The 12,890-nt window shown below is 54.5% G+C and carries 12 protein-coding genes and 1 pseudogene; 10 read left to right on the top strand and 3 right to left on the bottom strand.

Annotation, left to right across the window (positions count from 1 at the left end):
• Window positions 1–59: 59 nt before the first annotated feature.
• Window positions 60–1,475: a dolichyl-phosphate-mannose--protein mannosyltransferase gene (locus MVK46_RS08105; protein ID WP_297536170.1), complete on the top strand. Its 1,416-nt coding sequence runs from the start codon at window positions 60–62 to the stop codon at window positions 1,473–1,475.
• Here MVK46_RS08105 and rnhB read toward each other — a convergent pair.
• The 3 genes from rnhB to MVK46_RS08090 are packed head-to-tail and all read right to left on the bottom strand — an operon-like array spanning window position 1,447 to window position 3,756.
• A complete protein-coding gene (rnhB, locus tag MVK46_RS08100; protein WP_297536169.1) occupies window positions 1,447–2,139 on the bottom strand; it encodes a ribonuclease HII in 693 nt (230 codons plus the stop codon). The two genes, MVK46_RS08105 and rnhB, sit on opposite strands and share 29 nt — an antisense overlap.
• Before the next feature lie 4 nt (window positions 2,140–2,143).
• Window positions 2,144–2,965 (bottom strand): metal ABC transporter permease, encoded by an 822-nt coding sequence (locus tag MVK46_RS08095; RefSeq protein WP_297536168.1) that lies wholly within the window; start codon window positions 2,963–2,965, stop codon window positions 2,144–2,146.
• The gene (locus MVK46_RS08090; protein WP_297536191.1) at window positions 2,962–3,756 is read right to left on the bottom strand and encodes a metal ABC transporter ATP-binding protein; all 795 of its coding nucleotides are present in this window, start codon (window positions 3,754–3,756) and stop codon (window positions 2,962–2,964) included. The genes MVK46_RS08095 and MVK46_RS08090 overlap by 4 nt, the downstream gene beginning before the upstream one ends.
• Before the next feature lie 175 nt (window positions 3,757–3,931).
• Between MVK46_RS08090 and eif1A the strand changes: the two genes are divergently transcribed.
• The 9 genes and pseudogenes from eif1A to MVK46_RS08045 all read left to right on the top strand — a co-directional run.
• Window positions 3,932–4,282 carry a translation initiation factor eIF-1A gene (gene eif1A, locus MVK46_RS08085; RefSeq protein ID WP_297536190.1) on the top strand — a complete coding sequence of 117 codons (351 nt, stop codon included), beginning with the start codon at window positions 3,932–3,934 and terminating at the stop codon, window positions 4,280–4,282.
• Between the two features lie 21 nt (window positions 4,283–4,303).
• Complete coding sequence (locus MVK46_RS08080; protein WP_297536167.1) at window positions 4,304–5,077, top strand: serine protein kinase RIO; 774 nt, start codon at window positions 4,304–4,306, stop codon at window positions 5,075–5,077.
• 4 nt (window positions 5,078–5,081) lie between these two features.
• On the top strand, window positions 5,082–5,774 hold the full coding sequence (locus MVK46_RS08075) for a KH domain-containing protein (protein WP_297536166.1): 693 nt from the start codon (window positions 5,082–5,084) through the stop codon (window positions 5,772–5,774).
• A 2-nt stretch (window positions 5,775–5,776) separates the two neighbouring features.
• The gene (gene top6B / locus MVK46_RS08070) at window positions 5,777–7,480 is read left to right on the top strand and encodes a DNA topoisomerase VI subunit B (protein ID WP_297536189.1); all 1,704 of its coding nucleotides are present in this window, start codon (window positions 5,777–5,779) and stop codon (window positions 7,478–7,480) included.
• On the top strand, window positions 7,473–8,633 hold the full coding sequence (locus MVK46_RS08065; protein ID WP_297536165.1) for a DNA topoisomerase IV subunit A: 1,161 nt from the start codon (window positions 7,473–7,475) through the stop codon (window positions 8,631–8,633). Before top6B ends, MVK46_RS08065 begins: the two co-directional genes overlap by 8 nt.
• Window positions 8,630–9,883: a DUF530 family protein gene (locus MVK46_RS08060; protein ID WP_297536164.1), complete on the top strand. Its 1,254-nt coding sequence runs from the start codon at window positions 8,630–8,632 to the stop codon at window positions 9,881–9,883. The genes MVK46_RS08065 and MVK46_RS08060 overlap by 4 nt, the downstream gene beginning before the upstream one ends.
• Before the next feature lie 4 nt (window positions 9,884–9,887).
• Complete coding sequence (locus MVK46_RS08055) at window positions 9,888–10,283, top strand: DUF1699 family protein (RefSeq protein WP_297536163.1); 396 nt, start codon at window positions 9,888–9,890, stop codon at window positions 10,281–10,283.
• Window positions 10,284–10,331: 48 nt separating this feature from the next.
• Window positions 10,332–12,425: an AAA family ATPase gene (locus tag MVK46_RS08050; RefSeq protein WP_297536162.1), complete on the top strand. Its 2,094-nt coding sequence runs from the start codon at window positions 10,332–10,334 to the stop codon at window positions 12,423–12,425.
• A pseudogene (locus MVK46_RS08045) lies at window positions 12,422–12,890 on the top strand (restriction endonuclease); the annotation flags it as partial. The gene MVK46_RS08050 and the pseudogene MVK46_RS08045, both read left to right, overlap by 4 nt.

Raw genomic sequence — 12,890 nt, 5'->3', positions numbered from 1 at the left:
TTTTCGCCTAAGGGGAGAGGCTTAAAAACGTTGCCCGCTTAGTTCCAGCGGTGTTAATAATGGACTGGAGGAGGACCGCTTTTGTGCTCATCGTTGCACTGACAATGGCGGGAACGGTATGGTTTGCCTATCACTTCGCATCCCAGCCGGGCCTCAACGACTACATCGGCGACGAGGTCTGGTACGTGCCCGCGAGCAGAAACGTTCTCCACCTTCTTGGTGTGAGCGTTACCTACGAGTTCAACGGAACCTACGGCGTCAACGTAATCTTCACGAACGAGAGCGACAAGTTCAAGTATCTGGGAGCGGTTGATGCCCTCGCCGCGGCCAACGGCGTCCGCTACCGCTACGAGTACTACAACTTCCCGGGGGTTTACTACGAGATTCCAAAGGCGACCTTTGACAAGTTCCTCCCCGAGCTGAAGGAGACGCTTCCGCCGGGGAGCTACTACATCGTTACCGGCTTTAGGTATCCGGACAAGGAGAACATACAGAACTACCTCAACACCGAGCATCCTTTCCTTGCAAAGGACCTGATAATGCTGAGCATGGTTCTCCTCGGGGACAAGCCCATCTACTGGCGTCTGCCAGGTATAATAGAGTTCGCCTTAATCGAACTCGTAGTCGTTCTCGCGACTTACCGGATAAGCAGGAGCTACCTCGCTTCACTCATAGCCCTCGCCTTTGTCGTCGCGGACCCGACGCTCCAGGCAACTTCCGTTGCGGCGATGCTTGACATACACACGGCGTTCTTTGTCTCGCTCTTCGTTCTGGCGCTGGTCTATGAGAGCGAGCTTGGCTCCTCGATTGCGATAGGCCTCGCGGCGGCCGCAAAGCTTGATGGTGCCTTTGGCTGGCCGGTCCTCCTCTGGAAGGCCCTGAAGAGGGAGAAAAGCTTCATAAGGTTCTTCTCTATAGTCGTCATAATACCAACAGCTGTTTTCCTCGTTCCGGAGATAACGATAATAAAGGCCATAGGCTTCGTCCCTTGGCTGGAGCAGTTTCTGGCGAGCTTCAAGTGGCACCTCAGCTACAAAGGACCCAACCCCAACACGTCGCCCTTCTGGCAGTGGTTCATCAACTACAGACCCTTCCCATTCCACTTCAACCCCAACGTCTTCGCGAGCACGGACCCCGTTCTCCTCCTCGGCATGGTCGTTCTAATCTTCGCGATGCCCTGGCTCTACCGCAGAAGGCCCGGGATTCTGACCCCCTTCATGGTCTTCTGGAGCACGGTCGGCTTCTTCGCCCTTCAGTACGTTCTCGGTGGGAAGACCCAGTTCAGCTTCTACGCAACCTCCCTCGTCCCATCGGCGGCGGTCGTTATGGGCGTCGCGCTGAACGAACTGCTGAGATGGGAGGCCTTCAGAAGCTCCCTGGCTTTCTACTGGGAGAAGCTGAGGGAGTTCAAGGAGTGGGCCTCTGAAAAGCTCGGCTCGGGAAGGACTAAACCCCCAGAAAGTCCTCAAGGCTGAGCTGACCTCTCTTTGGTTTTTTGGTTTCGGCTTTGAGCTTCTCCTCTATTTTCCTCAGCGTCTTCCAGCCGGCTCTCACAATCGGAGGAAACGTTCCGTGCTCCCTGTAATAATTCTCAAGAAACGCCCTCGTCCTCGGGTCGCTTGGATAGCCGCTCCCGATTTCGCCGTACTTCTCTTTCAGCCTCTCGATTTCCCTGTCCCTTGTAACCTTTGCAACGATTGAAGCGGCGGAAACCACCGGAAAGAGAGCGTCGGCGCGGTGTTTCGCTATGATTTCTGCCTCAAAGTTCAGCCTCTCCTTAAGGGCGTTCCCAAAGCGCTCTTCGTCAACGTCGGCGGCATCGGCGTAAATCACGTCAGGCTTCACCTTTAGGGAGTTCAATGCCTTCGCGAAGTTCTCGACCTCGAACTCGTTGAGCGTTCCCTCGCGGGAGCTTATCTCCTCCGGCGAGAGAACCAGAACGACGTAATCATCCGCAAGGCTTAGAATCTCGTCGAAAAGCTTCTCGCGTCTCTTCGGCGTCAATTTTTTTGAGTCCTTAACTCCGAGCTCCTCAAGCCCCGGTAGGTTCTCTTCGTCAACGACTATGGCCGTGATGACCATCGGGCCTATTACCGGCCCCCTGCCGGCCTCGTCGATGCCAGCTATCTTCCGTCTCAAAGTTTCACCTCCGGAAGAGGAGCGCGCCGTAGATTACGCCCAGCATTATGGTCGCTATACCGCTCGGCGGGATTGCAGTGAAGTAAGCTAAAACCACCGACGAGAGCTGGACGGCGAGGGTTAAAAGCAGGCTAACCGCGAGGACCTTCCTCAAATCCGAGCTCACCATGAGCGCTATCGCGCCGGGCAGAACTGCAACGACCTGGAGGGTTATTAGTCCAACAGTCTGGACGATTAGGGCACCGATAGCGCCCACGAGGACGTAGAGAATCATGAGGTAGGCCCTTGCGTTCCCGCCGTAGCTCTCAAGCCCCTCCGGGTCGAAGCTGAGGTAGAGAAAGTCGCGGTAGAGGAAGAGGAGGACGAAGAAGATGAGCGCACCGCCCAGGATTAAAACCGTCAGGTTGCTGAGCGTTATGAGGAAGATGTCGCCGGTCAGGTAAGAAACGATGTTCTCGGTAAGGGGGAAGTAGGGCCTGCTCGCCATGACCTTGTACAGGATTCCGAAGCCGAGAACGGTAAGTCCGGCCACGAAGCTCGCTACTATTCCTACAGCCGAATCCGGGGTGAAGCCGAGCTTTTCAACCTGTGCTATGATTAGGACGATTGTAATCGTCACTACGAGCGCGACAAGGGTTACGAGGGCGTAGCTGTTGAAGAGGAGCGCGAGAATCATCCCGAGGACGGCTCCGAAGAGGAGGGCGTGAAAGAGCGCGTGCGTGAGGAAGGCCAGGCCCTTGGTGTTTATCAGCGGGCTCAGCAGGCCGAGGAGGACGCTGACCATAATACTTGCGAGGATTGCCCTTAGAATGAACTCAGGAATCACAGCCCACCACCCCTGTCCCTGTGAATGTGGAAGTCGCCGGTTATGCAGTAGAGCTTTCCGCCGACAGGGATTACCTTCGCCAGCGGGCCGTAGACGGACTTGATGATGCCGTCGGTGAGGACATCTTCCGGTTTTCCAAAGGCTATCAGCCTTCTGTTAATCAGCATTACGAGGTCGCCTATCTCAAGGAGCGGGTTTATGTCGTGGGTCGTTATTATCATCGTGACGTTCTTCTCGGATTTTATCTTGCTGAGGACGTTCGTTACCTCTGCCCTCGCGCTTGGGTCCAATGCTGAGAGGGGCTCGTCGAGGAGGAGCAGTTTGGGGTCGCTCATTAAAGCCCTCGCGAGCAGAACCCTCTGCTTCTGACCTCCAGAAAGCTCGCGGAAGAGTTTGTTCTTAACGTGGCCGAGGCCCACAAAGGTCAGAACCTCCCCGGCCTTCTTCAGAACCTCCCTTGGAATCTTGAAGTGGGCGAAGCCCCTCCCGTAGAACCCGCCCATCGCGACGACCTCTAAAGCCGTGAGCGGAACGCGCTCGTTGAGTGAACTGCTCTGAGGAACGTAGCTTATCAAACTTCTTGCGTCGCAGGGGTTCCTTCCGAAGACGAGGAGCTTTCCCCTGTATTCGCGGTGGAAGCAGGCTATCGTTTTCAAAAGCGTGGTCTTGCCCGCGCCGTTCGGACCGAGGAGGAGCAGGGTTTTACCCTCCTCTAACCTGAACGTCACGTCGCTTAAAGCCGGTTTTCCCTCGTAGAGTATCGTGAGGTTCTCTGCTTCCACAGCCGCCATCCGCATCCCAGACAATCTTCATCGGTTCGTTTTTAAACTTTGATGTTCCTCTAATGGACATATCTGGGTAATCTCATTGCAGAAATTTTAAAAGATTGGGCATGCAAACCTTTTGGAGAATTTTTGCAGGGGTAAGCTTATAAGGGCTCAAACAAAGCGGTTGGGGGTGATGCTCATGGCTCCCAAGAAAAAGGAGAGACAGGTCGAGGGGGACGAAGTCATCCGCGTTCCTCTCCCGGACAGGAGTCAGGGTCAGCTCTTCGGCGTTATAGAGCAGGCCCTCGGTGCAGGGTGGATGGACGTCCGCTGCGAGGACGGCAAGATAAGGAGATGCAGGATTCCAGGCAAGCTCAGGAGGAGGATGTGGATGCGCGTTGGCGACGTTGTCATAGTTCAGCCTTGGTCCGTTCAGAGCGATAAGAGGGGCGACATAGTTTACCGCTACACCAAGACACAGGTTGATTGGCTTCTCAGGAAGGGCAAGATAAGTCAGGACTTCCTCTCGGGCGGGGAAGCTCTCCTCTAACCTCCCGCCGAGTGATGAAGCATGCGGGAGAAACTTGAGAGGGAAATCGAGGAGATACTGGGCCTCAGGGAAAGGCGCGAAAAGGACAGCGAGCTGTACAAGATAGCCAACGAGGTCTTCGACAGGACGACGAAAGAAACCCTAGTCTACCTGCACAGGCGCGGTAAAATCGAGGAGCTTTGCGGTGTAATAAGCACGGGCAAGGAAGCAAACGTCTTCGCTGGGGTTGATTCGGAGGGCAACAGGATAGCGGTGAAGATTTACAGAACTTACACAACCGAGTTCCGCAGAATATGGGAGTACCTCGCGGCGGACCCGAGAATTGGCTATCTGCCGAAGGACATGAGGAAGTTAATCTTCGTCTGGGCGAGGAGGGAGTTCAAGAACCTCCAGAGGGCGATAAAGTACGCCGTTCGCGTTCCCGAGCCGATAATCTTCCGCAACAACGTCCTAGTAATGGAGTTCATCGGCGATGAGACGCCCGCTCCAAGGTTGAAGGACGTTGAGAGGGAGCTTGAGAAGAGCGACTTCGAGGAACTGTACGACTATTTAATCGGCGTCATCGAGAGGCTCTGGAAGCGCGGCGACATGGTTCACGGCGATTTGAGCGAGTACAACGTCCTGCTCTGGGACGGGCCGGTGGTCATAGACTGGTCGCAGGCAACCGTGCGGAGGAACAGAATGAGCGTTGAACTGCTGAAGAGGGATTTGAGGAACGTTACGAACTATTTCGCGAGAAAGGGTGTTGATGTTGAGGATTACGAGGTGAAGCTCCGCGAGCTTGTTGAGGGGTGAGAGCATGGACGAGTTTGAGAGGCTCCTCAAGAAATACGAGCGCGTTGATAAGGACGGGAAGCCCGTTGAGGAAGAGGGCGGTGAGATTGATTACCTTGCAGAGGGCGAGCAGGAGGAGTTCGTCAGGATTCCGAAGGAGAGGGTGGCAGTTCTTATAGGCAAGAAGGGCAAAACCAAGAGGGAGATAGAGGAGCGCACCGGGACGAGAATAGAGGTGGACAGCGAGACAGGGGAGGTCTTTATAACATCAACGGAAAAAACCAGGGACCCTCTCGCCGTCTGGAAGGCGAGGGATATTGTTCTTGCAATCGGAAGGGGCTTCTCGCCGGAGAGGGCCTTCCGTCTGTTCAACGAGGGTGAAATCCTTGAGGTCGTGAACCTTACTGATATCGTCGTCGGGAACGAGAAGAACGCCCTGCCGAGGGTGAGGGGCAGAATAATTGGCCGGAAGGGAAGGACGAGGGAGATTATCGAGGAGATGAGCGGTGCAGACGTTAGCGTTTACGGAAAGACTGTGGCGATAATCGGAAACCCGATTCAGGTCGAAGTCGCGAGGACTGCAATTGAAAAGTTAGCGAGGGGTTCACCTCACGGCGTCGTTTACCGCTACCTCGAGAGGAGGAAGAAGGACCTCGAGCTTGAAAGCTCGGCCTACTACGAGGCCCTTGAGGGCGAATTTAAGCTGGAGGAGGAATGACGATGGCGGAGGCGAGTCAGCTGTTTAAGGAGTTCAAGGTTCAAAGCGTCAGCGAGTTCTTCAGGCGAAACGCGGCAATGCTCGGCTACACTGGAAAAGTCCGCTCGCTCACGACCGTTGTCCACGAAGCCGTTACGAACTCGCTCGACGCCTGTGAAGAGGCTGGAATTCCGCCCTACATAAGGGTGGAGATTGAGGAGCTCGGAAAGGAGCACTACAAGGTCGTCGTTGAGGACAACGGACCCGGAATACCGGAGAAGTACATAACCCACGTCTTCGGAAAGATGCTGGCCGGAACGAAGGCGCACAGGAACATACAGAGTCGCGGCCAGCAGGGTATCGGTATAAGCGGCGCTGTCATGTTCGCCCAGATTACGAGCGGAAAGGCAACGCGCGTGATTACCTCCACCGGCGACGAGATAATCGAGGCCTGGGTCAAGATTGACGTTGATAAAAACGAGGGTAAAATCGTCAAAAAGGAGAAGCATCCGAACCCAGATAACTGGCACGGGACGAGGATAGAGCTTGAGGTGAAGAACGTCAAGTACATCCGCTCCAAGCAGGGCGTCTACTGGTACCTCAAGCTCACCGCGATAGCCAATCCCCACGCCCACATCGAGCTGATTGAACCCGACGGAAGGCTGATTGTCTTTCCGCGCTCGAGCGACGAGATTCCAGAGCCGCCCGTAGAAATGAAGCCCCACCCGAAGGGCGTCCTGACGGACGACGTTTACAGGATGGCCAAGAAAACGAAGAGGACAACGGTGAGGCGCTTCCTTGTTGGTGAGTTCTCTAGGATAAGCGACAAGAAAGTTGATGAGCTTGTGGAGTATATAGCGGCCCTGAGGCTCATCAAGACCGTTGAGGACAAGAGCGTCCAAGAACAACTCTACGAGAGGCTTATGAACGGTGAAGTCAAAGCCGTCCTCCGCTCCTTCAAGGGATACACCAAGGTCGTCAAGCAGGTCGAAAAGATTATGGAGAAGCCGCCCGAGAAGCTCACCTGGCACGAGGCCGAGGAGATAGTCGAGGCCTTCAAGTACATGAAGTTTTTAGCTCCGCCAACGCACGGCCTCAGGCCCATAGGCGAGGAGAACATCGAAAAAGGTCTTATGGGAATTCTCAAGCCGGAGTTCGTGACGGCGGTAACGAGGCCTCCCAAGGTTTACTCCGGCGGAATCCCATTCCAGGTCGAGGTTGGTCTAGCCTACGGCGGTGAGATACAGGGCGGGTTTGACCTTCTGCGCTACGCAAACCGCGTTCCGCTCCTCTTTGATGCGGGCTCATGTGTAACAACCCAGGCCGCACGCTCGATAGACTGGAAGAGGTACCGGATTGATGACCCCGACAGAACGCCCCTAGTGCTTATGGTCAACGTCGTTTCAGTCCACGTCCCCTACACAGGAACCGGAAAGCAGAGCATAGCCAGCATCGACGAGATATACAACGAGATTCGATTGGCCATAATGGACGTTGCGAGAAGGCTCCAGACGTACCTCAGCGGGAAGCACAGGCGCCTCTACCAGGTCAAGAGGAAGAAGACCTTTGAGAAGTACGTGCCCGAGATAGCGAGGGCTTTAAGCATACTCACCGGCGAGCCGGAGGAAAGGATTAGAAAGTACTTCCTGCAGTTCATTGAGAGCCACTTCGCTTCAAAGGAGCTTGTTTCAGAGGGAACCGCAGTGGAGGTGGTTGAGGATGCCTAAATCAAAGGCCCTGAAACGCGAGAAACCGAAGGAGAAGTTCTCCTACGACCCTCAAAAGGTTCTCAGGAAGCTTGAGGAGTATGGAAGAAACGTTTTGGAGGCAATAAAAGCCGGTAAAAATCCCTACTTTGACATCCCCATGCGCGGACTGAACAACGTCTACTTCGACGAGAGGAGCAGGCTAATCAAGATGGGTGACAAGCTCTCCAGGAGGTACTTCCTCAACGTTGCTCACGCAAGAAAGTTCATGCAGACCTTGCTCATAATGGCCTACGTGAAGAGGCTCGTCGCTGAAGGTAAGCACGCGAGCCTTCGTGAAGCCTACTACGCCAACAAGCACACTATTCCCGGAACGAAGGAGAACACCTTCGAGGACCAGCGCGAGAGCGACCCGATTATCGAAGATTTGGAGAGGATGCTCGGCGTCCTGCGTGAGGAGATGCACATTACAGCGGACAGACGCGGCTACATCTACGGCGATATAGTCATTCGCGACGGCGAAGACGAGTTCAACGCGAGCAAGCTCGGAAGCGGTGGCTGGGCCGTCCCGGGAACTGTGGAACACATCCAGTTCCCCGAGATAAACGTTGATTACGCTCTGGTCGTCGAAACCGCTGCTATGGCAGACCGTCTCATTGAGGAAAAGTTCCCCAAGAGGGAGAAAGCCTTAATCATAGCGACCCAGGGGCAGGCCTCGCGCGGCGTCAGGCGTCTAATCCACAGGCTCCACTATGAGGAAGGTTTGCCCATCATCGTCTTCACCGATGGCGACCCCTACGGTTGGTACATATACTCCACCATAAAGCAGGGCTCGATTAATCTGGCTTACCTCAGCGACAAGCTTGCAACGCCGGAAGCGAGGTTCGTCGGCATGACGATGGACGACATAAAGCGCTATGGTTTGGAAAACGTAACCGAGAAGCTCAAGGGAATTCCCCCGAACAAGAAAGGCGGCCCGACTGGCGACTACAAGAGAATCCTTGAGGAGATGGAGTATCCTTGGTTCCAGAACAAGGAGTGGCAGAGACAGCTGAAGCTTGCGCTCAGCTGGGGTGTCAGGATTGAGCAACAGGCTCTAGCGAATAAGTCCCTCGAGTTCGTTGCCAAAGAGTACCTCCCCGAAAAAATAAACAGCGGTGATTTGCTGCCATGACGACGACTGAGGAGCTCGTCGCCCGTGTTAACAAAATACTCGATGACATAGGGATAGACCTGAGCGAGCTCTTTGAGGATTTTGACCCCGTTAGACTGGCCCGCACACTCTCCCGGAACGTTTCCCTCCTGAGCGACCTGCAGGAGGAGCTTGAAAGGCGTGTTGGGGAGACCGCTCCCCCCGTTCGGTTCACGGACAAGAGGAGCAAGGACCCCCACCTTCAGTGGATTTACAGGAAGAAGCACAACAGGGCTTTGGCCCTTGAGAGGCTCCGCTCGGCAATAACCGCCCACAAGATGGCTTTATCTATACTCTCGGCCAACTACACCTTCAGGCTCGGCAGGAGGGAGATTCCGATAGAGGTCGTAACGAAGGAAAACGCCGAGAAAATTAAAGCGGTTGAAAAGCCTGTAAAGCTTGGAAGGCTTGAGATACTGCCCTACCTCGCGTACTCCGGGGATGTACTTCGTCTTTTGGCAAGGGAAAGCGTTGATGTCCGGGAAACTTTCAAGTTCATAAAGGGCAAGCTCCGGGAGAAGGGGACCGTAAAGACGAGGAGCATACGCATTGAAGTTGAGTACTTCGAGAACAACAGGCTGAAGAAGACCCGCCTTGACCTTCCAGCCGATGCGGACATAGAAACTGAGCTGAAGAGGCGCTACGGAAGGAGGTTCCGCTGGCGCGTTTTAACCTTCGTGAAGACTAAGGGGATACTCATAAACAACCACTACACCGTTGACAACCTCGCCTTAGCTTATGCCTCCCTCGACCCTAAGGGTGGAGCCGAGAAGCTTGGACTGGACCTCTTCCGCTACTACTTCCTCACCTCCTCGACGGAGCGCGAAACCTTGGGCATCTTCCCTGGAATAAAGCTCTGCATAGACTGCCACTACTCCATCCTCGACCTTCCCTTCAGACGTGAGAAGGACTTCAAAACCGGGCAGGGGAGCATCTACGTCATGAGGAAGTGTGAGATGGAGAGTCAGCTTGCCGGAAAGAGAAAGGACATCACCACTATTCCCAACTACCTCCTTGGAGGGGTTCTGCTATACGGAATGAGCGATTATGATGAAGGCAAGGTGGCCGAGCTTCTCGGGATTGATGAGGCCGAGCTTAGGGAGGCCATAAAAAAGTTCGTTATTTCCGGCCTTCACAAGGTTCTGTTCAGTGAGAGTGAGGTTCAGAAGTTCGGGAAGTTCATGCCGAAGAGCGAGACGGCAAAGAGGTTTCTGGACCTCCTCCAGGGGTGAGGGGATGAAGGTTAAGGTCAGTGCAAAAACCTACGATGAGCTTTTGCGAAAGCTATCCCGACTTACTGAGGACGTTACTGAGGTCTACATAAACTTGAGACCGACCAAGGAGGTCGTCGTTAAGATTCTCGAGAACGCTCCCAACGTAAGGCGGATAAGCTGTCCTCCAAGCCTCTATCCAAAGGTCTCGAAGAGGATAATCTACGCCCTCGGTCAGCTCGGTATAGAACTCGTTCCCGAGGAGAGACCTCGCGGGAGGCCGAGGAAATACGATGAAAAAACGGTGAAGCTCGTCCGTGAGCTGGCAACGAGGGGCATCCCGATGCGGGAAATCAGCGAGCGTCTAGGTATTCCCCTTAGAACGGTTTACTACATGCTTGATGAAAAGATTAGGAGATAAATTACTTAAACCACATAACTCCTTATTCTCCGATTGAGGTGCTGATTTATGGGACATTTTGAACCTGTAAAGACCGTAGTTGATAGGATAAACTCCTACCTGTCAGAGGAGTATGAAGAGGACAGAATCGGTTTTGCAATCGAGGAGATGAAGCTCTCCGACGACGGGCGCTATCTGGCCGTTCTCGTGAGGGATGATTACGATTCCAGGTTTCTGCACGCTTTTGAAGTCTCAGGTGAGCCCATCGCCGGCTGGGAAAAGGGTGTTCCAATTCCCTGTCAGTCGGAGGTTATAATCTTCCCAGGAAAAAACTACATCGCCGTATTCTCCAAATGCGGCGGCGGGGAGGTTGCTCTCTATCCTCTGAAAGAGAATCCTAGGGAAAAGGCCCTCAGAATAACCTTCTCAAGGCCACCGATTTACGTATCATTGACTCCCCACGACAGAGTCGTGATATTCGGAGATATGAGACTTAACTTCACTGCACCCTCGGAGGCTGAGATTATATTTATACCCATTCTGCCAAGGGGCTACGCGTTCTTTCACGGAATCTACGACACCGACGATGAAGTTTACATTCTGCACACGTTCAAGGAACCCAGCGGAAAGAAAACGGTTCTCAGGGTTGGGAAAATACCGTTTCCGGTTTACCCGTACTACTCCGCAATTGAATTCTGGGACGGCATGGAGATAGTGGCCACGTACGCGTCTCCCCCGACCATAAAGGGAACCCTCGGTGACATGTGGCTGAGAGACGAAGTTCCCCACGCACTTCTCGGGACCAAGATGGGGACGGAGATATATCTGATGTTTGAGAAGAAGACGTCGGTTCTTCCCCTTCCCGGAGAGCTCGTATTCGCGAAGTTCACTGAGAGAGGTCTCTTCATAGCGGTCGGCCAGTTCAGGGGATACCTCTACGGAGGAGTGGTTCCGTACGAGGTACTGAACGGCAGGAAGTCCATATCGCTGGACGACCTCGAGGACAAAACACTCTTCGGGCGCTACAACCCCGAGTTCCTCGACCCTAAGTTCTCTGGAATATCCCGCGACGGCAGGGTCCTCTACATCGGAAGAACCTCGGGAAAAACTAGCTCGAGTGGCGCGTTTTACTACTACCTCATCAAGGACAACCCGTATCTGTACGTCCTCAAGACCGGGGAAGCGCCGACCGAAGAGGAGGAGGTCGAGGAGGATTCCATACCCGGCGTTCTCGAGACGTTCAAGAGCCTAATCTTCTACGGTCCCCCCGGAACCGGAAAAACCCAAACGGCGATAGACCTCGCCAAAAAGGCAGACCGGTTCGAAGTGGTGACGTTCCACCAGTCCTACAGCTACGAGGACTTCGTTGAGGGGTTCAGGCCGGCCGAGCTGGGCGGCCGTCTGGTTTACCGCGTCGCCGATGGAATCCTCAAGAGAATGGCTATCGAGGCAATCTACCACGGCGTAACCGGCTCGAGGGGAACGGACTACGAGGAGATGAAAAAGGTTGTTGTGGACTTCCTGCGGAGGAGAAAGAAAGGGGAGAAAGTAGAGTTTCACCCGAGGGGCAGGTACTACCTCGTCATAGACGAGATAAACAGGGGGAACATCAGCAGAATCCTCGGCGAGGTCATAACCCTGCTTGACCCAGACAAGAGACTCGGCGCCGAGAGGGAAACCATAGTGACGCTACCCTACTCGGGCGAACCGTTTTCCCTGCCACCGAACCTCTACATCATCGGAACCATGAACTCAACGGACAGGAGCATAGCCTTCCTCGACATGGCCCTCAGAAGAAGGTTTGCCTTCATCGAGGTCCTCCCGAGGCCGGAAACCCTCGGCCGCTTTGAGGTCGGCGGCATAAACCTCCAGCACCTCCTCTCGAAGATTAACGAGGCCATTGAGGAGGAGAGGGGTAAGGATTACACCATCGGACACGGCTACTTCATGGAGGTGGCGAACTCATCTGAGAAAGTCAAGGCCCTCAAGAGGGTGTTCTATTACAAGATACTCCCGCTCCTCCAGGAGTACTTCTACGGGAACTGGGAGGCCCTCCGCAGGGCACTGCCGGGCTTCAGCTTCATAGATGAGAAGGGCAGGATAATCGAGATGAGCGATGAGGAGTTTCTGGAGACCCTTCGCAGACTGGTGAACGAGAAATGACCGAGGACATCGTCGTAAGGCTCTACGAGTTCGGCAAGATTTCGATGAGCGAGCTCAGGGAGCTTGGGGTGGACCTGTCGTATCAGGAGCTATCGCACTTCGTGGAGGTCATCAACTCGATTCACGGCGGGGAGCAGAGGGTGTTCAGCCTTGAATACTCGCACAGAGATAGGGAACACTACCTGCGCGCCCACGGAAGCGTGGGATTCGCGTACTACCTGAAGGGAAGAAAGAGGATAACCTTCCAGGTCCTCCCAAAACCCTTCAGAACCGACCCCGACGACAGGCGCTCCGTCCAGTTCTTCCTTCAGCTCCTCAACCTCGCCGGGGGAATGAGGGTAGGGTCCGAAGAAATCAGTACCCTCGCCGAGGAGTACAGCAGGAGCGGGGACATAGACGAGCTCTTCAAGAGCATGTACGTTCTCCTCCTCGCCAGGGCCTTGGGGGAGGGACCTTACCTCGAGT

It is taken from the genome of Thermococcus sp. (assembly GCF_027066465.1).
Classification (GTDB): Archaea; Methanobacteriota_B; Thermococci; order Thermococcales; family Thermococcaceae; genus Thermococcus.
This window is presented reverse-complemented; position numbering and strand designations above follow the sequence as displayed.